This window comes from Microbulbifer sp. Q7 (assembly GCF_001639145.1).
Taxonomy (GTDB): domain Bacteria; phylum Pseudomonadota; class Gammaproteobacteria; order Pseudomonadales; family Cellvibrionaceae; genus Microbulbifer.
Map to the genome: position 1 here is coordinate 2,279,396 of NZ_LROY01000002.1, position 23,775 is coordinate 2,303,170.

Genomic DNA, 23,775 nt, shown 5'->3' on the forward strand with positions numbered 1-23,775 from the left:
AAACGGGCCCAGAGGGCCCGCTTCAGGTCTGGTGCCGTGTCGCGCCGATGGCGTCGAACAGGCTGGGCGCTGACGCTCAGTGGCCGTTGACCGGGCCACCCACTGGGGTGTCGCCATCTTTAGGCTTTACGTCGGCATCGGCCTCCGGCACCTCGTCGGCGGGGCCGCCGCCGGTGTAGTCGTTGTCGTGCCAGTCTTTCGGTGGACGCACCTTGCGACGGGCCATCAGGTCGTCCACCTGCTCCGCATCCAGGGTCTCGTACTCCATCAGCGCGTCTTTCATCGATTCCAGGATATCCCGGTTGTCTTCCAGCAGCTTCTGCGCGCGGTCGTAGCAGGTGTCGATGATGCGGCGCACTTCCTCGTCGATCTCGTTGGAGGTCTTGCCGGAAATCGGGTTGCCGTGGCCAGGCTGGCCGCTTTCATCCTCACCGTAGTGCAGCGGGCCGAGTTTTTCCGACAGGCCCCACTTGGTGACCATGCTGCGGGCGATGTCGGTGGCGCGCTCGATATCGTTGGAGGCACCGGTGGTCACACCGTCCGCACCCAGGGTCATTTCCTCGGCGATACGGCCGCCGAACAGAGAGCACAGCTGGGATTCCAGGGCGCGCTTGCTCAGGCTGTATTTGTCTTCCTCGGGCAGGAACTGGGTCACCCCAAGAGCGCGGCCGCGCGGGATGATGGTGACCTTGTGCACCGGATCGTGCTCCGGCACCAGTCGGCCGATGATGGCGTGGCCGGCTTCGTGGTACGCGGTGTTGGTCTTTTCTTTCTCGTTCATCACCATGGATTTGCGCTCGGCACCCATCATGATCTTGTCGCGGGCGCGCTCGAATTCTTCCATGGTGACCATGCGGCGGTTGGCGCGGGCGGCAAACAGGGCGGCCTCGTTCACCAGGTTGGCGAGGTCCGCACCGGAGAAACCGGGGGTACCGCGGGCAATGGTCTGCGGGTCGACTTTCTCGTCCAGCGGCACCTTGCGCATGTGTACTTTCAGGATCTGTTCGCGGCCGCGGATATCCGGCAGGCCGACAAACACCTGGCGGTCGAAGCGGCCCGGGCGCAGCAGCGCGGAGTCCAGCACGTCCGGGCGGTTGGTGGCGGCGATGACGATTACGCCCTCGTTGCCTTCAAAGCCGTCCATTTCCACCAGCAGCTGGTTGAGGGTCTGTTCGCGCTCGTCGTGGCCACCGCCCACACCGGCACCGCGGTGGCGGCCAACGGCATCGATCTCATCGATAAAGATGATGCACGGCGCCTGCTTCTTGGCCTGCTCGAACATATCGCGCACACGGGATGCACCCACGCCCACGAACATTTCCACGAAGTCGGAACCGGAGATGGAGAAGAAAGGCACTTTGGCTTCGCCGGCAATGGCCTTGGCCAGCAGGGTTTTACCGGTACCGGGGGGGCCCGCCATCAGTACACCGCGGGGAATGGCACCGCCGAGGCGCTGGAATTTGGACGGGTCGCGCAGGAACTCCACCAGCTCCTGCACGTCTTCTTTGGCTTCATCCACACCCGCCACATCGGCGAAGGTGGTTTTGATCTGGTCTTCGCCTAACAGGCGCGCCTTGCTCTTGCCGAAGGCCATGGGGCCGGACCGGCCGCCCGCGCCGCCCTGCATCTGGCGCATGAAGAACATGAATACGGCAATGATGATCAGGATCGGGAAGCTGGCCACCAGCAGCTGCTGCCAGATACTGGGGGACTCTGGCTCGCGGCCATTGAACTGTACGCCACCGCGCACCAGCTCGTTGGTGAGCTCGTCGTCGATGATCTGCGGCTGGATGGTCTTGAAGCGGCTGCCATCGGCCTTTTCACCGGTGATGACCAGGCCATCAACCAGAGCGCTCTTTATCTGGCCAGACTGCACATCCTGTACAAACTCGGAATAGCTGACGGACTCGTCCCGGGTTTGCGGCTTGAAGTTTTGGAAGACCATCAGCAGCACCGCAGCGATGATCAGCCACAACACCAGATTCTTTGCCATATCGTTCAAAGGGTATGCCCTCTTGCCATTGCCTTAGCAGCTAATTCCATTCCACCCAGTATAGGCGGCGAAAATCGTACATCTGTCGCTCCGGTCATCCAGCCCCTGCGGTAATCGTCGGAAGGAGTACTGAAGACAGGAAGCGGGCGCCAGCCATTGCCGGCGCAGGGTGCCGTTGTACCACACCGCCCGACCTGCGCCAAAGCAGCGGGGCTCGTTGGTCAGCCGGGGACGCGGCTCCCCTTTGGTGGTACGGCCTATCCCTTGAAGCCGCGCGCTACAACGTAGACTTCGCGGGAGCGGGGACGGGATGCACCGGGTTTGCGGGTAACCACGGTCTGATATTGACTGCGGAGATCGCGGATCAGTTCATCGAAACCTTCCCCCTGAAACACCTTGGCGACAAATCCGCCCCCGGGTTTCAGGGTCTGGCGGGCCATATCCACCGCCAGCTCCACCAGATACATGGAGGCAGGCTGATCCACAGCGCGCACTCCACTCATATTGGGGGCCATATCGGAAATCACAAGGTCGGCGCGTTCTTCTCCCAGCTTTTCCAACAGCTGGTCGAACACCGCTTCCTCGGTAAAGTCGCCCTGCACGAAGTCCACCCCCGCCAGTGCGTCCATTTCCAGGATATCGGAGGCCAGCACCCGGCCCTTGTGGCCCACCAGTTCTGCGGCCACCTGGGACCAGCCTCCAGGGGCGGCGCCCAGATCGACCACGGTCATGCCGGGTTTGATCAGGCGGTCCTTCTCCTGCAGCTCCTGCAGCTTGTAGGACGCACGCGAGCGATACCCGTCTTTCTGGGATTGCTTGACGTAGTGGTCATTGAAATGTTCACGTAGCCAGCGGTGGCTGCTCTTTGATCGGCCCATCAGTTACAATACATCGCTAATTTCTGGGGTTGTCCGCGCACGGGTTACCCGATTTAAGGATGGAGTATTGTATGCCTTTAACCGCTGACCGCAAAAAAGCGTTGCGCGCTCGTGGCCACAGCCTCAAACCAATCGTCACTGTAGCCGATAAAGGGCTGACGGAAGGGGTGCTGGAAGAGCTGAAACGCGCCCTGGAAGATCACGAGCTGATCAAGGTGAAAGTGGCGGTCAACGACCGCGATGTGCGCCGGGAGCTGATCGCCGAGCTGTGTGCCCAGAGCAAATCCGAGCTGGTGCAGGAAATCGGCAAAATCGCCCTGATCTTCCGCAAGGCTGGCAAACCCAACGCCCGCCTGTCCAACCTGCTGCGTCCCTGACCGACCGGACCTTTCCCACCTTTGGCGCGCCTGCCCTTGCAGGCGCCCCGTCCTCTCAATCCGTACTTCAGTATTTCAGCGCCAGATGCTTGGGGTCCGGTGTGCGTAAGCGCTCGCTCAGCGGGTGCTGACGCTTGCGCAGCTCCGCCAACACCAGTTGTGCCACTTCCCGCGCTCCCAGGTGGTTCAGGTGCGTATCGTCCCTCACCCCCACCGGGTAATTGGGGTGCAACCCCGGGGCGATGTGCATAAAACGCAGGGCGCTATCGCGATCGCCCATGGCCTGGAAATATTCCCGGGTCACCACTTCCATGTCGATAAATTCCACCTTCTCCTGTGCGGCCACTTCGCGTACCAGCGGCGCATAGGGGTGGGTGTGCTTGATGGTGTTGTCACCATCAAAATAGCGGCGGGTGATGGGTGACATCAGGATCGGTTCGGCACCGGCCCCGCGCACATCGTTGATAAAACGGGACAGGTTTGCCTTGTACTGCTGCGGCGTGGTGTAGCGGTCTTTCTTGTGCTCGGACTCGTCATTGTGGCCGAACTGGATGATCACATAATCATCCTTTTGCAGATCGTCCATGATGCCGGCCCAGCGCCCCTCCTCGATAAAGGTGCGGGTACTGCGGCCGTTCATGGCCCGGTTATCGACCTTGACGCCGTCTTCAAAAAACACCGCAAAAGGCACGCCCCAGCCGGTTTCCGGGTAGTCCTTGAGCTCCTTGACCGACATGGTGGAGTCGCCGGCCATGAAGATGGTGGTGGTTTGCTGCGCGGCGGCAACCACCGCGCTGGCGCAGAGCAAAGCGCTGGCCACCAGCCCGCGCCGGATTGATTTACCCAGAGCATTCATCACTGGCAACCTCCCGTATTTATCGATCAAAAGCGCGTGGGTGGTATAAAGCTGCGCGGGCGCTCGGTGGGCATCGGAGCCGCGCGGCTCGGCTGCGGCGCCGCAAAACGCAACAATCCGGACTGGCCCTCGCAGGCTGGGGTCAGGTTCTGCCCCCAGCCTTCACCAGCGCACATGGCTACCGGGGCAATACTGCGCAGATGGTCATCGGCCGCTGCCCAGGCTTCCGGCAGCAGATACTGCACCGCCGTGCTGGCGCGAGGGCGAATTAGCTCGGAACCGATGCGTCCGCGCTGCCCCTGAGACACCTTGTAATCATCGGCCGAGGTGGGTGCGGTGGGCTTGTTGGTCACCGCGATGTCCCGCTCGATACCGTAGCGCAGGCTCATCATGGTTTCCTCAAACAGCATCGCCGTGTCTTCCCAGGGCGTGGTGTAGCTGTAGAAATCATTGGCGCTGTCCGGAAAGAAAAAACCGGCAATATCGCCCGGGGTATAGGCGCGCTGCTGGGCCGTGGCCTCTGCACCCCGCGAGCGCACTTCGGCCAAGTCGTACAGTTCCTGAGACAGCGGAGGGGAAACCGCGGTCACCAGTTCGTTCACCGCTGAACCACTCGCCGCCTGATTGAAGAAAATATCCCCACGATCCAGCCCGCTACGGATTTTTCCCTGTGACATGGCGTCATTGGCATGGGCCAGCTCGTGGTACAACAACGAACCCAGGTCCGCCTCCAGCTCATAGAAGGGCCGGGAGAAGCGGCTGGCCGTGTTGTAGCTATAAAAGGCATAGTCGTTATTTCTTACATACCGCCACGGCGTAACGAAATTGAGCGCAGAGCCAAAACCGCTGCGGTAATCCGGTATCTCGCTGATCACATCCCGCTCTTCCGGTGTCAGCCACAGGCTGTCCGGGTCGAGATAAATGGCGCCGGTGAGCTGCCAGTAAAACGACGGGCGCACATCACTGGAGATCACCACCGCGGTGGTGGCGCGCAGCATATTGGCAAAGTCGCCATAGGGGTCCAGCTCGCCAAGGAATCGCTCAAAACGCTCCCCCATCCAGTCGTGGGACACCAGCACATGGTCCATGATCTGGTCCACGCTCGGGGCGTTACTCGTCATGCCGATCACGGGCAAAGTGCCCAGAGTGCAGAGGTTGTCTTCCGTCAACTGGTTGGAGTAAACACAACCCGCCAGCACGTCCCGGTAGGGGCTATCGTCGCGATAACTGTACACATTGTTTAGCGGCTCGCTTTTCGCGCAGTACTGGCCGTCGCCGTCGCAGAAAAATTCGCTGGTGACTTGCGGGCGGTCCTGCACCACCACGTAGGCGATATCCGAAATACTGCCGCCGGTGGTTTCCAGGGTTCCTTCAATGGTAATGACCTGATCACCGCTTACCTTGGGCGCGGTGACAAATAGCACCGGCTGGCCGGAGTCATCTTCGGCCAGTGTTGCTATCGGGCCAGAGAGTTGCTCGAAACGCCAGGAGTTGACGCTGCCACTGTAGTCACTGGCATTCAGCCGCAGGGAGAACGACGCCCCTTCCGACACCGCGCGATCTGCGCGCAATTGCGCGCGCGCGGCGGAATTACCGGCATTGACCACCACATCAAACGTCTCCACCTGCTGATCGCCATCGGCATTGCTGGCGGTCAGCTGAAAGCGATAGCTGCCGCTGAACTTCGCATCGAAGCTGATACCCGCGGTGCCATTCCCCGCCAGCGGCCCCACATCCGGCCCGGCTAGCTGCACCCACTCAAACCGGTTGTAGCCGAGCTCTGACAGGCTCGCCACGATGCCAACCGAATCCCCCGCTTCAGCGCTACTATCGCCGGTGAGGGTAAGGATCGCAGGGGCCGGGGTAATCGGTGGCAGGCCGCCGGTATCATTGTCGTTACCGCCGCCGGAGCCGCCACCACAGGCAGTCAGCAGGGAAAGCGCAATGATTCCCAATGGGGCGCGCAGCAAGTGGCGCGCGGCGAGGGGTTTACGGGTTAAAGCGTGTTCGAGCGAGGCGGCCATATTTTGATCTTTCTTTTTATTGATGCTTTTTGTACGGAAACTCTGGTGACATAGATTACCACCGGCCTCCTCCGGGAGCGACTCCCCGCCATGACGACTCCGAACAGTCAAAACACAGGTATAAAAAAAGCGACCCCCGGAAGGGATCGCTTTGGGTGGCGAGTGATAACCCGTTAACTCACTGGCCAGTAGCTGGCCATTGGTTGCCCGGGGTTATCAGGCCGGGGTGAGTTTCCCCAGCACACTCTGCAGGCTCTCTTTCGCATCGCCAAACAGCATGCGCGAGTTGTCCTTGTAGAACAGCGGGTTGGATACGCCCGCGTAGCCGGACGCCATGGAGCGTTTCAGCACCACCACTTTGCCAGCCTTCCACACTTCCAGTACCGGCATGCCAGCGATGGGGGAACCGGGTTTTTCTACCGCGTCTGGATTAACGGTGTCGTTGGCACCAATCACCAGTACCAGATCGGTTTCCGGGAAGTCATCGTTGATCTCTTCCATTTCCAGCACGATGTCGTAGGGCACATTGGCTTCTGCCAGCAATACGTTCATGTGCCCGGGCAAACGGCCCGCTACCGGGTGGATACCAAAGCGCACGGTCTTGCCCGCTTTGCGCAGCTTGTCGGTAAGGTCACTCACCGCCTGTTGCGCATGGGCCACGGCCATACCGAAGCCGGGAACGATCACGATGTTTTTGGCATTTCTCAAATCGTCTGCCAGCTCATCGTGGGTGGTGGCTACCGCTTCACCTTCTTCTTCGCCGTCCGCGCTGGCAACTGTGCCATCAGAGCCGAAGCCGCCCAGAATCACACTGACAAAGGAGCGGTTCATACCGCGGCACATGATATAGCTGAGGATGGCACCGGAGGAGCCGACCAGCGCACCGATCACGATCAGCAGGTCGTTGCTGAGCATAAAGCCGGTGGCCGCGGCGGCCCAACCGGAGTAGCTGTTCAGCATGGAGATCACCACCGGCATATCCGCACCGCCGATGGCGGCGATCAGGTGGATACCCAGCAGCAGGGCGATACCGGTCATCACCAGCAGGTTGATGATGGTAGCGTTGCTCACGTCTGCAGGGATGAACTGGGCACCCAGCAGCACACAGATCACCAGTGCGATCAGGTTCAGCCAGTGGCGCGCCGGCAGCATCAGCGGTTTACCGGAGATCAGTCCCTGCAGCTTGCCGAAGGCAACGATGGAACCGGTCAGGGTAATGGCCCCGATAAACACGCCGATATAAATCTCGGAGTTGTGCACGATGTGCGCGGCACCTTCGAGATTGATGCGCGGATCCAGGTAGCCGCCCCAGCCGATCAGTACCGCCGCAAGCCCCACAAAGCTGTGCAGCAGCGCTACCAGCTGCGGCATCGCGGTCATTTCGACCTTGCGCGCCAGGTGAATACCGATCACCGCACCCACGCCCATGGCGATACCGACGGGCAGGTAGGCACCGGAAGTGATGCCAGCCACGGTGGCGATGATGGCAACTGCCATCCCCACCATGCCGTAGTAGTTGCCGCGTCTTGCGGTTTCATGGGTAGACAGTCCGCCGAGGCTCAGGATGAACATCACCGCGGAGAACAGATAAGCCATGGAAATTACACTATTCATGTCTCTTTCTCCTTAGCGACGGAACATTTTGAGCATACGGTGGGTAACAAAGAACCCGCCGAAGATATTGATACTGGCGAACAGCACCGCGATAAATGCCATGATCGTGACGATGAAGGAACCGGTGGCCCCAACCTGCAATAGCGCACCGATGATCACGATACCGGAGATGGCGTTGGTCACACTCATCAGCGGCGTGTGCAGGGCGTGGGATACATTCCAGATCACCTGCCAACCGATAAAGATCGCCAGCACAAACACGGTAAAGTGGGCCACAAAGTCCGCCGGCGCGGATTTGCCCAGTGCCAGTAACAGCGCACCAGCCACAGCCCAGAATGCGATAAGCGACAGTGGCGAAGACTTCTTCTCCGGCTTGGGCTCCACCTGGATCTGCGGCTCCGGCTTTTTCTGCTGCGGTGCCGCAGAGATTTTCGGCGCGGGCGGCGGCCAGGTAATTTCACCCTCCTTCACCACCGTGGCACCGCGGATCGCCTCATCTTCGAAATTGATGTCGATCTCGCCGTTTTTCTCCGGTGTCATATCGGTCAACAGATGACACAGGTTGGTGGCATACAGGGTGGAAGACTGAGTCGCCGCACGGCTAGGCAGGTTGGTGTATCCAATGACGGTCACACCGTTCTTGACGACTTTTTTATCCGCTTCCGTAAAGTCGCAGTTACCGCCCATTTCCGCGGCCAGGTCCACTACTACGGAGCCTTCGGCCATGGTTTCCACCATGTCCGCCAGCCACAGCTTCGGTGCGGGCTTGCCGGGGATCAGCGCAGTGGTAATGACAATATCCACTTCCTTGGCCTGTTCCCGGAACAGAGCCATTTCCGCATCGATAAATTCCTTGGACATTTGCTTGGCGTAACCGCCAGTGCCGGAGCCGTCTTCCTCGATTTCCACGGTGAGGAATTCCGCTCCCATGGACTCTACCTGCTCGCGTACTTCCGGGCGGGTATCGAAGGCGCGCACGATGGCACCCATGCTTTTCGCGGTGCCAATGGCAGACAGCCCGGCAACACCGGCACCGATAACCAGCACTTTGGCCGGCGGGATTTTGCCCGCGGCAGTGATCTGGCCGGTAAAGAAACGCCCGAACTCGTGCGCCGCCTCGATTACCGCGCGGTAACCGGCGATGTTGGCCATGGAGCTCAGCGCATCCATTTTTTGTGCGCGGGAAATTCGCGGGATCGACTCCACCGCCAGCGCATTAATGTTTTTGTCCGCGAGCTTTTTCAGCAGCGCTTCATTTTGTGCCGGCTTGAGGAAGGCCACCAGCGTAGCGCCGCTGGGAATCAGATCCAGCTCCGCCTCATTGGGTTGCTGTACCTTCAACACAATGCCCGCCTGGCTCAGGCACTCTGCTGCGTTAGCGCAGAGTTTAGCCCCCGCCTGTTCATATTCTGCATCGGGGAAGCTGGCAGCTTCACCGGCCCCCTGTTCGATGGCAACGTCAAAGCCCAGCGCCTGCAAGCGCTTTACGCTGGCTGGCGATGCCGCGACCCGCGCCTCGCCCGGCGCGGTCTCCTTTGGTATGGCAATAATCACCGTTTGTGCTCCCGTACAAAAATTGTCGTTTTTATCGATTTCTGAATATAGCGCCTGAACGAACTACCCCGATTGATGGGATCCTTCTTTTACCATTGCTATTTAATCCCAAACCTAACTAATCCCGAATCGTTCGCACCGTCATCAGGATACTCTGATTCAAGGGCGAAAACGGGCATCCCCGAAAAAATAGTTTTTCGGAAAATTAAATGCAATTCGGCAGGGCCATGAATTAAAGAGAATAAATATCGGCAAAGGAAATAGAGGATTCTTATTACTCGTTTAGCGCAATACTATTGAAAATGCGGAAAATCGATTAAAAAACAGCAGAAACAGTTACCGAAGTAACGAATAACGCGAAGATGAGCCTGACTTTGGTGACTTTGCATAAAATTTACCGATCTTTATCAAACAGGCCCACAACGATGAAAACCATGTAAAAACTATTCGCTCCAGTTCATATAAAGAAAGCTTTATTTAACTATTCCAAACGGTTTATCAATATCACCAATAAATAATAACGCTTTGCTATGGATATAAGTCAGTAATGGAATAGGTATCTTTTAAAACTAATTATTGGGGAAGCCGAATACATTTCCGGGAATATTCACAATGCCGATTTGGCGGCTGGATCCACTCGCAAGAAACCCAGCCCGCCCAATTGCTGTTGCACCTCATCGGACTGCAGAAACTGCAGCAGGCGGATAGCGAGATCGCGCTGGCGGGTGTTACGCAGGATGACCATTTGCTGGTGAATGGGCGGATGAAAGTGCGCGGGAATCCGCATGAACTGCCCATGACGCCCGGTGGCGAGCGCCTGCCCGTAAGGAATCAGCCCCATGTCGCCCTGCCCCTGGTGCAGGAGTATCTGGGCGTGCCCCGCGTGCCCTGCAAATACCACCCGCCCGCGCAGCCGCGGCCACAAGCGCAGTTTTTTCAGCATACGCACCGCGGCATCCCCATCCGGCGCCAGCTGTGGGTCGGCAACCACCAGCTTGTGCTTGCCGCGCCCCAGTAACAGGATCAGCTGGCGCGGCGTCAGGGTAGCGTCGTTGCGAGCAAGGTTGGCGGTGAGGGTAGAGAAACCTGAGGATTTATCCGCAGAGATCTGCCGATTAACCCACAGGGCCAACTGGCCCCGGGCGTAGGTCTGGCGACTGGCGGCGACGGTGAGGCCGGCTTTTTCCAGCAACACTGGGCGGGCGCTGTCGGCAGAAAGGAAAAGGTCGAAGGGTTCACCGGCACGGATCTGGCTATACAACAGACCGCTGGCTCCGGCAGTGATCTTGAGGCGGCACCCGCAACGGGATTCAAAGCTCTCCCGCAATGCCTCCACGGCCGGCTGAAAACCGGCATCCACCGCCAGCCGCAGCTCTGGCGGTTGGCGCGAACCACAACTGCCAAGCAGCAATAGCATGACGCACGTGAGCACACCTGCCAGTAGCCGAACTCGCAACCCAGTAGCCATGGACACCAACCTCTCTGTCCCGGAAACCCTGATTCACCGGAGCTGCACCCCGGAAGCACCGCTGGCCTCTCACGCCATTGGCCTCACACGCGTTTGATTGCACGCACCAGCGTGCCCCAGCCCCGGCAGGGCCCGAGCACCTCAAGGCAGCAGGCGCTGGAAGTCCTCTGGGCGGTTGACGTTCAGATGCCAATCACCAGCGGGTTCTGGCAGCTGCATACACCCCAGATAGCCAAACAGCGCGCGCACCGACCCAATGACCTGACCGGTGACCGCTGCATCCAGGTAACTTCGACAACGATCATTCAGGGGCAACCAGCACGGCAGGTAAACGTCGCCAATACAGACTACCTGCTCCACCGTCTGTCCCGCTGCACATAGCTGATGCAACAGTGCCGAGCTCAGCAATGGCATATCCACCGGTAACACTAACAGCGCATCGCACGGCAGTGCCCAGCTGTCCAGATGCCGCGCTATCGCCTGCAAACCACCAAGTGGCCCGGCGTCGGGGACCCGGTCCGGTATGCCTCCGGGCCTCGCGCCGCTCACCATCGTCGGCATCATTACGATGCCTTCTGACGGCTGCAGCCCATCGATCACATACTTGGCCTGCTCCAGAAGCGTGCGCCCATTGGATAATTTTAGCAGGGCCTTGTCTTTTCCCATGCGGCTGGACTGGCCGCCCGCCAATACCAACGGACACACCCGCTTCTGCACCGGCGCTCGGCCCCGCTCCTGACTGAAAAACTCGGAATTTGCCGTCATCTGTCGAAAAGGTTCCTGTACATCCACCCCAAACTCGTCGCACCACTCTCCGGGCTTCCCCCGCCAGCGTCAAGCCTAAGTACCGCCCGCAAAGCTCGCTGGCAAGATTTGACGCCCTGCGTGCTGCTGCGCGCCAGCCGCTAGAACGAGCAGACCTAGAATGCTTTTCACGCCGAGTGAGACTTCAGCGACCAGCTCTCACTCCACTATCTCTATATTATTACGCTGGCGGCTCAGTCGTTGTTTCTGGCATCAAGCTTGCAGCAACTTTGCATAAATTCTATAGCGATCGCGCCAGCCAAGAGTACGGCAACGAACTCGACCTGGTCGCGACCTATGCCATAACAAAAAATATCGGCCTGCTCGCCAAGTACGCCACCTACGATGCCGATACGTTCAGCACCGATACGGACAAATTTTGGCTGCAGTTCGAACTGAAGTTTTGACCAAGCGATGACGACCACACCTGTATCAGCATCTGTCAGTATCTTGCTGGTTGATGACCAGACCGAACGCGCCGCCATGGTGGCCGCGCAGCTCACCGCTGCCGGCTACAACCTGCTGGCGCAACTCTCCAGTGCCGAAGGCCTGCTATTCCAGGTCGAGAAGCACCGTCCGGACATCGTCCTGATCGATATCGAATCCCCAGACCGGGATATTCTCGAAAGCCTTTCCGTAATCAACCAGCACAACCCAACACCGGTGGCGATGTTCTCCGCCCGTGGCGGTGCTGAGTTTATTACCAGCGCAGTCGAGGCCGGCGTCAGCGCTTATATGGCAGAGGGGCTTTCGGCGGAGCGCGTGGCACCGGCCATCGAGATCGCCATGGCCCAGTTCCGCAGCTACCAGCAGCTGCGGCAGTCTCTGCAGCGTACCCAGCAGCAGCTGGATGAACGCAAAATTATCGAGCGCGCCAAGGGACTACTGATGGCGCGCAAGAATATCAGTGAGCAGGCGGCTCACCAGACCCTGCGCACCCTGGCCATGAATAGCAACTCCACCATGCGCAATGTGGCAGAACAAATCGTCGCCCATTTACAGGCGCCCGTTCGATAACGCAGGAAGCAAGACAGCGTCCCAGAAAGTGCCGGAACCCAGCGCAAAAATTTTGAGATTACCGAGAGTACAACCGTGAGCAGCCTGCAAGCCGAAAAGCCTAACCTGAAACTCCTATACCTGCGCCTCACCGACAGCGCGCCGCTTATCATTGCCCGCGAACTGGGCCTGTTTGAACGCTATGGCCTGAAGGTCGAGCTGCAGCGGGAAACCTCCTGGGCTACATTGCGCGACAAATTGATCGGTGGTGCCGCCGATGCCGCCGCCATGCTGGCACCGATGCCACTGACCCTGAAACAGACCCTGCCGAACTGCGAGGAAGAGCTGCTCAGTGGCCTGATCCTGAGCTGTAACGGCAATGGCATTACCCTCTCGAAAACCCTTTACGATCGTCTTCAACCGGCAACCGATGACGCTGCGGGCACCGGCGCCGCACTCAGCGCGTTCATCCGCGCTCGCGCCGAAAGCGAAACCCCACTGACCTTTGCCAGCGTCTACCCCTTTTCCAGCCACACCCTGCAACTGCGCCATTGGCTGAGCAGCGCCGGCATCAACCCGGATACCGACGTACGCCTGCTGGTTCTGCCACCGGAACAGATGGTGGATCATTTGCGCCGCGGCGATATCGACGGTTTCTGTGTAGGTGAACCCTGGAACACCATCGCCGTGCAGGAGGGTATCGGCGTGATTGCCACACCGAACAATGCCATGATGCCGGCGATGCCGGAAAAGGTGCTGGCGGTTACCCGCAGCTGGCACCAAACCAACCCGGCCACACATCTCGCGCTGCGCGCGGCGCTACTGGAAGCCTGCGGCTGGTTGAGCGATCGCAGCCAGCGCCGCGATGCCGTGGGTATCCTGGCACGACCTGAGTACCTGGATCTGCCGGAGGAAACTATCGCCCTGTCGCTGAACGACCAACTACTGCGTCGGCAGGATCGCGTACCCACGGAAAACACCGGCTGGCACCTCTTCGCCCACCCCCAGTCCGACCACGGACGCCCTACCGACAAGAAAGCGCGCGAATTGCTAATCCTGTGCAATGACATTGCCCCGGTCGACACCGATACCACACAACTATTTCAGGCAGATCTGTACCAGCAGACCCTGGACTTCATTCGACACCGCCACATCCGTGTCGCCACTTAGGCATACAGGGCTGCGGGAGCGTTAACCAGCCCCTCGCGCACGCACGCCTCCGGTGCACTCCCGCCCACCGGAGGCCCAAAACACCCCAAAACGGGGCGCCAGAAAAGTCCGCTGCACCATCACCGTGGCCGATCAGCGCCCTTCCGATTCCCCTCAGCACCACTTCTTCAGCGCGATGCGCCAAAGTTTTGCGCTGCCACGCACCAGAATTGAATCCATGCACGAATATCAGGCAGGGTGGCACAAATATTGAATTACTTACTGCAACACAGCGCGTGAGGTCAGCCCGGTTTACCCCGGGCTGCCATTGCGATACGGACAGCGAAGTCCACCGGCGGCAGCCAGGTTGCCCCGTGGGCTTTTTTTATGCCCGCAATTTGGGACGGTTGCCACGATGACGACAGGCTGACTCAGAACATCGACTAACGGGATAAAAGTATGTCCAGCGATTCTTTAAATCTGTTTTCCTTTAAAGGAAAGATCCGGGTGCTACATCTGACCTGGATCGCGTTCTTTATTACGTTCTTTGCCTGGTTCAACCACGCACCACTGTTGATGTCGATCGCCGACAGCCTGTCACTCACCTCCGATCAGGTAAAGACTCTGCTGATTCTGAACGTGGGGCTGACCATCCCGGCGCGGGTCATCATCGGTATGCTGACCGATAAATACGGGCCGCGTCTGACCTACTCCCTGCTGCTGGCCATCGGCAGTATCCCCTGCTTTATCTTCGCACTGGCAGACAGCTTTGCCGCCGCCGCCATTGGCCGCTTCCTGCTGGGCTTTATCGGTGCAGGCTTTGTTATTGGTATCCGCATGGTGTCCGAGTGGTTTCCGGCCAAACAACTGGGTGCGGCAGAAGGCATTTACGGCGGCTGGGGCAACTTTGGTTCCGCGGCCGCGGCCATGAGCCTGCCGACCATCGCACTATTGTTTGGTGGCGACACTCCAGGACAAGAGGGCTGGCGTTATGCCATCGGTCTCACCGGTGTGATTGCGCTGGTATACAGTGTGATCTACTACCGCTCAGTAACCGACACCCCCAAGGGCGGAACCTATTTCAAACCGAAGAAGATCGGCGGCATGGAAGTGTCCAGCCCTTCGGACTTCGTGCTGCTGCTGATCATGAAAGTGCCGATGTACGCAGCACTGGCGCTACTCACCTGGAAGCTCTCTCCACATGGAGTCGGCATTCTGGCGCAGCCGGTGGCGGTTGTAATTTATGTGGCACTGGCAGCACTGTATGTGTTTGATGCGAAGAAGTGTTACGACATCAATAAAGAGCTCTTCGTGCAGCTGCCGGAGCCGATTCACCGCTACAAGTTCAAGCAGGTGGCGGTTTTGAACATTCTGTACTTCGCGACCTTTGGCTCTGAACTTGCGGTAATTTCGATGTTACCGCTATTTTTCTCGGAGACCTTTACTCTGGATCCGGTGAAGGCGGGCCTGCTGGCTTCGGCTTATGCGTTTATGAACCTGATGTCTCGCCCGGCGGGCGGCCTGATCAGCGACCGGTTCGGGCGCAAGAGCACGTTGCTGATCCTGACAGCTGGTCTGGCGCTGGGTTACCTGACCATGAGCATGATCGATAGCGAGTGGCCGCTGTATCTGGCGGTGGCTGCGGCGATGGCATGCTCGTTCTTCGTGCAGTCGGGTGAGGGCGCGGTGTTTGCGGTGGTACCGCTGATCAAGCGTCGCCTGACCGGGCAGATTGCGGGAATGACCGGGGCTTACGGCAATGTAGGCGCGGTGTTTTACCTCACGGTATTGAGCATGGTTTCGTACGAGACCTTCTTCTTGGTAATTGCCGGCACTGCGGTACTCGGCTTTGTCACACTGTTGTTCCTGGAGGAGCCGGAAGGTCAGATGGCAGAGGTCATGCCGGATGGTAGTGTTTCTCTGATTGACGTTGCTTAATTTAAATTCCCGGGCAGCCGTTAACAGGTTCCCGGGCCCACTCCATCACTTACTATTGCCGGCACCAATTTGAACACCACCTGCGAAACCATCACTGTGCCCGATTCCGACCTACAGGCTTCCAATTCCGAAAACCTCGAGTTCGCGACGGCCACTGAGTGCGGCCAGCGCGCTTACAACGACGACGCGGTTGCGGTCTACCGGGCCACAGGCAGTGATCGGCGTTACCGCGGTTCACTGGTGGCGATTGCGGATGGCGTTGGCAGTGCCGAGGCCGGGGGTGCAGCGGCGCGGGCGGCGGTGAGCGGATTTATTTCCGACTATTACAGTACGCCGGACTCCTGGTCGGTGAAGCAGGCGGCTGCGCGGGTCTTGCATGCGCTCAATAGCTGGCTGTATCGCCAGAGCGGCGGTGCCGATGAGGTGCAGCGGGGCTGGCTGACGACCTTTTCGGCGGTGGTGCTGAAGGGAGCCACGGCGCATCTGATCCATATTGGCGACTCGCGTATTTACCGGTTGCGGGATGGCAAGCTGGAGTGCCTGACACAGGATCACAGTCGCACCCTGGGACCGGGGCGGACGTTCTTAAGCCGGGCGCTGGGCATGGATGCGCATATCGAGGTGGATTACCGGCAGGAGTCGCTGGAACCGGCCGACCTGTTTTGTGTGACGACGGATGGAATTCACGACTTCTTGCCCCACAGGCAGTTCGCCCATCTGCTCACTGAACATCAACTACAAGCGGCGCAGCCATTGCTGGCGGCTGCGCTGGATAACGGTAGCGAGGACAATCTGAGCCTGGCGTTGTGCCGGGTGAATGTCGTGGACTCACTGGAGGCGGAGGATGTGATACTGGCGACGAGCCAGCTGCCCTTTCCGCCACCGTTGCAGCCGGGCAACAAGATCGACGGCTACGAGGTACTGCAGGAGCTGCATGCGAGCAGCCGCAGCTATTTGTACCTGGTGCGGGATATGACATCCCACGCGCTGCGCGCTTTGAAAGCACCGTCAGAAAACTTTAGTGATGACCCAGCCTATATAGAGCGGTTCATTGCTGAGGAATGGACTGGGCGCCGGCTCGAGCACCCGGCCATTGTAAAGGTGTTTCCGCCACGCAAGGAACGCAAGTTCCTCTATCACGTCCTGGAGTATGTAGATGGACAGAATCTGCGGCAGTGGATGCAGCTGAACCCGGAGCCACCACTGGATCACGTACGTAACCTGATTGAGCAATTGGTGAGCGCACTGCGCCGTCTGCAGCGGCTGGAGATCGTGCACGGGGACCTGAAGCCAGAAAATATCATGTTGGATTCTTCCGGCCGCCTGAAGCTAATCGACCTGGGCGGCGCCAATGCGGCTGGCTTGGAGGAATTATTGCGCTACCAAGGCAGCGCGCCACCGGGCAGCAAAAATTACTGTGCACCGGAATATTTCTGTGGGGATGCGGCCAGCCACCGATCGGATATTTTTTCTCTCGGGGTCATTGCCTATGAGCTACTGACCGGTCATTACCCCTATAAGGAACGTTTCGGCAGCAGTCACTATCAATTGAAGAGTTACGCCAGCCTGAAGTATCTGAGTGCGCGCAAGCACCGGAATGATATTCCAGACTGGATCGACGGCGCCCTGCGCCGTGCCTGCGCACCCGACCCCAAAACACGCTACCCGGCGCTGTCCGAGTTCGTACACGATCTCCGCACGCCGAACAAGCGCTTCAATACCGCCGACAAGCCGCCACTAATGGAGCGCAATCCATTGCTGTTCTGGCAAATTGTCGCCGCGCTGGCGATTTTTTCGCATCTTTTATATTTCCTGTAGGCGCCATATAAAAAACCTTAAGCAACGCAGCGCTTTATTCAGGCAACTTGTCCGCCCCAGAGCCACGTAATACCTGTCGCTACATCACAGGAGCCTGCATCACAGAAATCCCGCCCGCACTTCTTTGAGGCAAAACCCCATCTGACGCACCACTTTATTGCAGCTCATATGCCCTGGTCATCGCCAAACCGCATCAACACTGTGGATGTGCGGGTTTTTGGCGGCGGAAGAAATTGGCACAGAGATTGAATACCAATAGTCACAATCCGAAATTCTTTTAGCAAGGCAACGGCGCCTACCACTCTTCGACAGAAGAGGGGACGCCCGTGAGCCTCTCGCGCCCCAGGCCCTCCCCCAGCGCTTCACTTCTGTCGAACGATTCAGGCACAAACGGCAGAGATTATGGTTAAGCAAAAAATCGTCGTCATCGGCAACGGCATGGTGGGTCACCACTTCCTGGAACAACTGGCAAACCGTCCCGAACGGGAACTGTTTGACGTACTCGTTTTCTGCGCCGAACCCCGTCCCGCCTACGACCGGGTTCACCTCTCCGAGTACTTCGGCGGTCGCACCGCCGACGACCTGGCCATGGGCAAGGTGGAGCAGTACCGCGAATGGGGCTACGATCTGCGCCTGAACGATGCAGCCGTCAGCATCGATCGCGAAAATAAAATCGTGACTTCCGCTAGCGGTGCTTCCGCAGCGTACGACCACCTGGTTCTGGCCACCGGCTCCTACCCCTTTGTGCCGCCAATTCCCGGCCACAAGCATGACAAGTGCTTCGTTTACCGTACCATTGAAGACCTCGACAACATCCAGGCCGCCGCCAAAGACGGCAAGGTGGGCGTGGTTGTGGGCGGTGGCCTGCTGGGTCTGGAAGCGGCCAACGCACTCAAGCAGCTGGGTTTGGAAGCCCACGTGGTGGAGTTCGCCCCGGGCCTGATGTCCGTGCAGCTGGACGAAGGCGGCTCCAAACTGCTGCGCGAAAAGATCCAGGCGCTGGGCGTAACCGTCCACACCAGCACCGCCACGGAGCTGATTGAAGAGGTCGATGGCGGCCGTCTGCGCATGACCTTTCAAGACAAAGGCGAGAGTAAAGGCGACAAGTCCCTGGATACCGACCTGATCGTATTCTCTGCCGGCATCCGCCCGGAAGATAGCCTGGCGAAGTCCGCCGGTATCGAACTGGGTGAGCGCGGCGGTATCGTGGTCGACAACCACTGCCGCACATCCGATAAGAACATTTACGCCATCGGTGAGTGTGCCCTGTTCAATAACTTTATCTTCGGTCTGGTAGCGCCCGGCTACACCATGGCACGCACCGCTGTTTCCCTGCTGTGTGGGGAGGCGGCGGAGTTCAACGGTGCGGACATGAGCACCAAGCTGAAACTATTGGGCGTGGAAGTAGGCTCCATTGGCGACGCCCATGGCCGTGCGGAAGGCTCCGCGGCGATCACCTTCGTGGACGAGCAGACCGGCGTGTACAAGCGGATGATTACCGACCGCGAAGGCAAGAAACTGCGCGGTGCCGTACTGGTGGGCGACACCGGTGATTACGACACCCTGCTGCAATATCACCTGAACGATATGGACCTGCCGGAGCACCCGGAGCAATTGATCCTGCCGGCTCTGGACGGCGCAGCACCGGCACTGGGTGCCGATGCACTGCCAGACACCGCCACCATCTGCTCCTGTCACAACGTGAGCAAGGGCGATATTGTCGGCGCGGTTCAGGGTGGTTGCTGCTCTTTGGGCGAGGTCAAGGACTGCACCAAGGCATCCACCGGCTGTGGCGGCTGTGCGGCGCTGCTGAAAAATGTAGTGGATACAGAACTCGCTGCGCTGGGTGTGGAAGTCAATAACGATCTGTGCCCACATTTCCCTTACACCCGCCAGGAAATTTTCCATATGGTGCAGGTGGAGGAAATTAAAACCTTTGACGAGCTGCTGCACAGGCATGGCACCGGCAAGGGCTGTGAAATCTGTAAGCCGACGGCGGCATCCATCTTTGCCTCCCTGTGGAATGAACATATCCATAACAAGCCCCACGTTGGCCTGCAGGATACCAACGATACGTTCATGGCGAATATGCAGAAAAACGGCACCTATTCCGTGGTACCGCGTATTGCCGGTGGTGAAATCACCCCGGACAAGCTGATTGTTCTCGGGCAGGTGGCGAAGAAGTATGACCTGTACACCAAGATCACCGGCGGCCAGCGGATCGACCTGTTCGGCGCACGCTTGGAGGAACTGCCGGAGATCTGGCGCGAGCTGACCGATGCGGGCTTTGAGACGGGCCACGCTTACGGAAAGTCTTTGCGTACGGTGAAGTCCTGTGTCGGCAGTACCTGGTGTCGCTTCGGGGTGCAGGACAGTGTGGGCATGGCGCTCACCGTGGAGAACCGCTACAAGGGCCTGCGTTCGCCACACAAGATCAAGATGGCGGTTTCCGGTTGTACCCGTGAGTGTGCAGAGGCACAAAGTAAAGATATTGGGGTGATCGCGACGGAAAACGGCTGGAACCTGTACGTTTGTGGCAACGGCGGTATGCGTCCGCGCCATGCGGACCTGTTTGCTACAGATCTGGACGATGTGACTCTGATTAAATATATCGATCGGGTGTTGATGTTCTATGTGCGCACGGCCGACAAGCTGCAGCGTACTTCGGTGTGGATGGAGAACCTGGAAGGGGGTCTGGATTACCTGCGTGAGGTAGTCATCGAAGACAAGCTGGGTATCTGCGAAGAACTGGAACGCCAGATGGGCAATGTGGTTGGCACCTACCAGTGTGAATGGAAAACCGCGATCAACGACCCGGAGATGCTGAAGCGCTTCCGCCAGTTTGTGAACACCGACGAGAAAGACGAGAAGATCGTGTTCGTGGAAGAGCGCAAGCAACGTCGCCCGGCCACTGAAGAAGAAATCGTCAAGATTGCTGAGCCGGCTTAGGGGCTTTTGTAGCCCGGTGGCGGTGGAGCACCGGGTGTAAAGTTTCAGGACCACTGTAAACCCATCCCTGGGCGTTGCGGCGCAAACTTCCTGTTTGCGACGCTCCTGAAACTTTACACCCGGCACTCCACCTTCACATCTACCTTCTGCGTGTAGCGCGCTAATAGTGAGTTAATGATTTTTCACCACCCTACTCTTTCCATTCCTAAGTGGAGAACCAGAATGAGCGAAGTTGCCATAACCCGCGCCGAGTGGCTGCAAGTCTGCAAGCGATCAGATCTTGTAGCCAATTCCGGAGTATGCGCTCTTGTGGGCGGTCGTCAGATTGCCCTGTTTTTTTTACCCGACCAGGAACCCCAGCTGTACGCCATAGACAACTGGGACCCTATTGCCAACGCCGGCGTTATCGGCCGCGGCTTGGTTGCGGAGATCAACGGTGACCTGACCGTGGCATCGCCGCTGTACAAGCAACACTACCGACTGACCGACGGCCAGTGCCTGGAAGAGGAAGACATTCAGCTGGATACCTTTCCCATTGCCTTTGAAGGCGATGACGTGTTGATTCAGGTCGGTTAATACAACGCACATAAACAAGCAGTCGACGATGGCATTAACAGAACTGTTCAGCGCCCGCAGGTCCTGCACTACCTGCCCTTATTGCGGGGTGGGGTGTGGGGTGGCGGCGACGCGGGAGTCCAGTCCGGCCTCGGGTGAGGAGGTAATCCGAATTCAGGGGGACACGCAGCATCCGGCAAATTTTGGAAAGCTGTGCGTCAAGGGCTCTTCCCTGGCGGATACGCTCGGTGACCATGGGCGGCTGTTAAAGCCGAAGTTGCACGGCGAGGAGTGTGATTGGGATACGGCAATGGAATTTGCCGCGTCCAGGCTGCGTGCGACCATCGATGAGCACGGACCGGATTCTGTGGCGTTTTACCTGTCCGGCCAGTTGCTGACAGAAGACTATTACGTGGCCAACAAGCTGATGAAAGGGTTTATCGGCACGGCCAACGTCGATACCAATTCTCGCCTGTGTATGTCCTCTGCCGTAGCCGCCTACAAACGCGCGTTTGGCGCCGACGCGGTGCCCTGCAATTACGAGGATCTGGACGAGGCGGAGTTGGTGGTACTGATCGGCTCAAATGCCGCTTGGACCCATCCGATTCTGTTCCAACGCATGCAGGCAGCCAATGCCAAGCTGGTGGTGGTCGACCCTCGCAGCAGTGCTACTACGGAAATGGCGGATCTGCATCTGGCGATTACCCCGGGCAGTGATGCGGCGCTGTTTAACGGGTTGCTACATTACCTGACCGAATCCGGTGCGCTGGATCAGCGATTCATCGACAATCACACGGAAAACTTTGCCGATACGCTCTACGCCGCAGCGGAATGGACACCGGAGAAGGTGGCGAAATACTGCAGCGTCGATCTGGAACAGTTACTCGAATTCTATGCGCTGTTCAGTAGAACAGAGAAGACGGTGAGCTTCTATTCCCAGGGTGTCAACCAGTCCAGCACCGGCACCGACAAGAACAACACCATTATCAATTGCCACCTGGCTACCGGGCGTATCGGTAGGCCGGGTTGCGGCCCCTTCTCCATCACCGGCCAGCCCAATGCCATGGGCGGTCGCGAAGTGGGCGGCCTGGCGAATATGCTCGCCGCGCATATGGACTTCACCGAGGACAATATCGACCGCGTGGGCCGGTTCTGGAGTGCCGCGAAGATGGCACAGGGCCCCGGTCTGAAGGCGGTGGAGCTGTTTGATGCGGTGGAAAGCGGCCAAATCAAAGCGGTGTGGATCATGGCCACTAACCCGGCGGTGAGTATGCCCGACGCCCGCCGTGTCGCTGCGGCACTGAAACAGTGCCCCACGGTGATTGTGTCCGACTGCGTGGGCGATACCGATACCGCGCGCTGTGCCGACCTGCTGCTGCCCGCCACCACCTGGGGGGAAAAGACCGGTACCGTCACCAATTCCGAGCGCCGCATCTCCCGCCAGAAGGGCTTCCTGCCCAAACCGGGCGAAGCACGCCATGACTGGGAGATTGTTTGCGATGTGGCCGGGCGTCTCGGCTTTGCTGAAGCCTTTAACTTCCAGTCTCCTGCTGAAATTTTTCGCGAGCACGCTGCACTGTCCGGCTTCGAGAACAACCGCGAGCAAACCCGCCGCGCCTTCGATATTTCCGCACTGGCGAATATTAGCGATCAGGAATACGACTTCCTTACCCCGGTGCAATGGCCGGTCAATGGAGAACATCCGCAGGGTACGGCGCGCCTGTTCGGCGATGGTGATTTCTACACTCCCAGCGGCCGCGCCCGCTTCATTGCGGTTCAGCCACAGTGCCCGAAACAGGAAACCCGCGACGAATATCCGTTGATACTGAATAGCGGCCGCTTGCGCGATCAGTGGCACACCATGACCCGCACCGGCCGTGCGCGTAAACTGCTGGATCACAGTGAAGCACCGGAGCTCCATGTACACCCGCAGGAAGCATCAAAGTTCGGTATCGAAGACGCGCAACTGGTGCGCGTAGCAAGCGAAAAAGGTCAGTTTTTTGGCCGCGCCAGGGTGACTGCCAGCCAGAAACCGGGCCAACTGTTTGCCCCGATCCACTGGAGCGACAGCCTCGCCCACAATGCCACCGTCAGTGCTCTCGCCATTCCGTTCACTGACCCGGTGTCTGGCCAACCAGAGCTGAAACAGGTTGCGGTAAAACTGGAACCCCTCATTGCCCACAGTTACGCCTGCCTGCTGCTGCGCACCAAAGCCGCCGAAGAGCTCCACAGCTGTTTGCAGGCCGGCGACTCGCAGCTGTTTGAAACCATCCTGCACTGGTACCGGGTACCGGTAGAAGGCGGCTATCGCTTTGAACTGGCCTTGAAGAAACAGCCAGACTGGCAATCCTTGGCCGAAAAGCTATTCAGCCTGAGCGGCAAGCAGCTCAATCGCAAACAGTTACAGCTACCCAGTGGTGAACGCTGGCTGCTGCACAGCGAACATATGGAATTGCTGGTATTTACCAGTGCGGCTTGGCAGACCCTGCCCGATCGCAAGACTCTGGAAAATGCTTTGCAGGAGCCCCTGCCAGACGCTCCCGCCACACTCCTCCACGACGTGCCGGCGGGAGCGCAAATGGTATGTACCTGTCTGCAGGTTTCCCGCAAGGAAATCGAGACGGCCATTGCCGAAGGTGCGGCGTCTGTGGATGCACTGGGTGAACTTTTAGGCTGCGGTACCAATTGCGGTTCCTGCAAACCGGAGATTTCCGCGTTGCTGACGACCAATCTCGCGGTCGCTGTCGGCTAAGACTTGGCAGAACCCACTCCGGCCGGCTATCTTGCGGGGCAAGCAGATAG

The 23,775-nt window shown here is 58.8% G+C and carries 17 protein-coding genes; 9 read left to right on the top strand and 8 right to left on the bottom strand.

The genetic code is table 11. The annotated features are described in order from the left end of the window. Positions 1-76: 76 nt before the first annotated feature. The gene (gene ftsH, locus AU182_RS15070) at positions 77-1,993 is read right to left on the bottom strand and encodes an ATP-dependent zinc metalloprotease FtsH (protein ID WP_066966998.1); all 1,917 of its coding nucleotides are present in this window, start codon (positions 1,991-1,993) and stop codon (positions 77-79) included. A gap of 257 nt (positions 1,994-2,250) precedes the next feature. Beyond that, a complete protein-coding gene (gene rlmE / locus AU182_RS15075) occupies positions 2,251-2,871 on the bottom strand; it encodes a 23S rRNA (uridine(2552)-2'-O)-methyltransferase RlmE (protein ID WP_066967001.1) in 621 nt (206 codons plus the stop codon). A 71-nt stretch (positions 2,872-2,942) separates the two neighbouring features. On the opposite strand from rlmE, the gene yhbY reads away from it, so the two are divergent. Beyond that, positions 2,943-3,248, top strand: a complete 306-nt coding sequence (gene yhbY, locus AU182_RS15080; protein ID WP_066967004.1) for a ribosome assembly RNA-binding protein YhbY — start codon at positions 2,943-2,945, stop codon at positions 3,246-3,248. Between the two features lie 67 nt (positions 3,249-3,315). Here yhbY and AU182_RS15085 read toward each other — a convergent pair whose 3' ends face one another. From AU182_RS15085 to AU182_RS15110, 6 genes are all read right to left on the bottom strand, one after another. Continuing rightward, positions 3,316-4,104: a rhamnogalacturonan acetylesterase gene (locus AU182_RS15085; protein ID WP_082859466.1), complete on the bottom strand. Its 789-nt coding sequence runs from the start codon at positions 4,102-4,104 to the stop codon at positions 3,316-3,318. A 26-nt stretch (positions 4,105-4,130) separates the two neighbouring features. Beyond that, a complete protein-coding gene (locus AU182_RS15090) occupies positions 4,131-6,128 on the bottom strand; it encodes a hypothetical protein (RefSeq protein WP_066967007.1) in 1,998 nt (665 codons plus the stop codon). A 216-nt stretch (positions 6,129-6,344) separates the two neighbouring features. Next, entirely contained in the window at positions 6,345-7,742 is a 1,398-nt protein-coding gene (gene pntB, locus AU182_RS15095; protein ID WP_066967010.1) for a Re/Si-specific NAD(P)(+) transhydrogenase subunit beta, read from the bottom strand. Positions 7,743-7,754: 12 nt separating this feature from the next. Continuing rightward, positions 7,755-9,296, bottom strand: a complete 1,542-nt coding sequence (locus tag AU182_RS15100; protein ID WP_066967013.1) for a Re/Si-specific NAD(P)(+) transhydrogenase subunit alpha — start codon at positions 9,294-9,296, stop codon at positions 7,755-7,757. Positions 9,297-9,903: 607 nt separating this feature from the next. Then, complete coding sequence (gene modA, locus AU182_RS15105; RefSeq protein WP_066967016.1) at positions 9,904-10,713, bottom strand: molybdate ABC transporter substrate-binding protein; 810 nt, start codon at positions 10,711-10,713, stop codon at positions 9,904-9,906. Between the two features lie 192 nt (positions 10,714-10,905). Further along, entirely contained in the window at positions 10,906-11,529 is a 624-nt protein-coding gene (locus AU182_RS15110; RefSeq protein WP_066967020.1) for a molybdenum cofactor guanylyltransferase, read from the bottom strand. A 269-nt stretch (positions 11,530-11,798) separates the two neighbouring features. On the opposite strand from AU182_RS15110, the gene AU182_RS16690 reads away from it, so the two are divergent. The 8 genes from AU182_RS16690 (at position 11,799) to AU182_RS15145 (ending at position 23,725) form a co-directional block, all read left to right on the top strand. Continuing rightward, entirely contained in the window at positions 11,799-11,975 is a 177-nt protein-coding gene (locus AU182_RS16690; protein ID WP_193754358.1) for a hypothetical protein, read from the top strand. A gap of 7 nt (positions 11,976-11,982) precedes the next feature. Next, a complete protein-coding gene (locus AU182_RS15115; RefSeq protein ID WP_066967023.1) occupies positions 11,983-12,585 on the top strand; it encodes an ANTAR domain-containing response regulator in 603 nt (200 codons plus the stop codon). A 75-nt stretch (positions 12,586-12,660) separates the two neighbouring features. Next, positions 12,661-13,734, top strand: coding sequence for a CmpA/NrtA family ABC transporter substrate-binding protein (locus AU182_RS15120; RefSeq protein ID WP_066967026.1), 1,074 nt, complete (start codon positions 12,661-12,663; stop codon positions 13,732-13,734). Between the two features lie 438 nt (positions 13,735-14,172). Beyond that, complete coding sequence (locus AU182_RS15125; RefSeq protein WP_066967029.1) at positions 14,173-15,651, top strand: NarK family nitrate/nitrite MFS transporter; 1,479 nt, start codon at positions 14,173-14,175, stop codon at positions 15,649-15,651. Positions 15,652-15,747: 96 nt separating this feature from the next. Then, positions 15,748-17,469, top strand: coding sequence for a bifunctional protein-serine/threonine kinase/phosphatase (locus AU182_RS15130; protein WP_227718292.1), 1,722 nt, complete (start codon positions 15,748-15,750; stop codon positions 17,467-17,469). Positions 17,470-17,871: 402 nt separating this feature from the next. Further along, positions 17,872-20,418, top strand: coding sequence for a nitrite reductase large subunit NirB (gene nirB, locus AU182_RS15135; RefSeq protein ID WP_066967035.1), 2,547 nt, complete (start codon positions 17,872-17,874; stop codon positions 20,416-20,418). Between the two features lie 222 nt (positions 20,419-20,640). Next, the gene (nirD, locus tag AU182_RS15140) at positions 20,641-20,994 is read left to right on the top strand and encodes a nitrite reductase small subunit NirD (RefSeq protein WP_066967039.1); all 354 of its coding nucleotides are present in this window, start codon (positions 20,641-20,643) and stop codon (positions 20,992-20,994) included. 28 nt (positions 20,995-21,022) lie between these two features. Next, on the top strand, positions 21,023-23,725 hold the full coding sequence (locus tag AU182_RS15145; protein WP_066967043.1) for a nitrate reductase: 2,703 nt from the start codon (positions 21,023-21,025) through the stop codon (positions 23,723-23,725). Positions 23,726-23,775 lie beyond the last annotated feature (50 nt).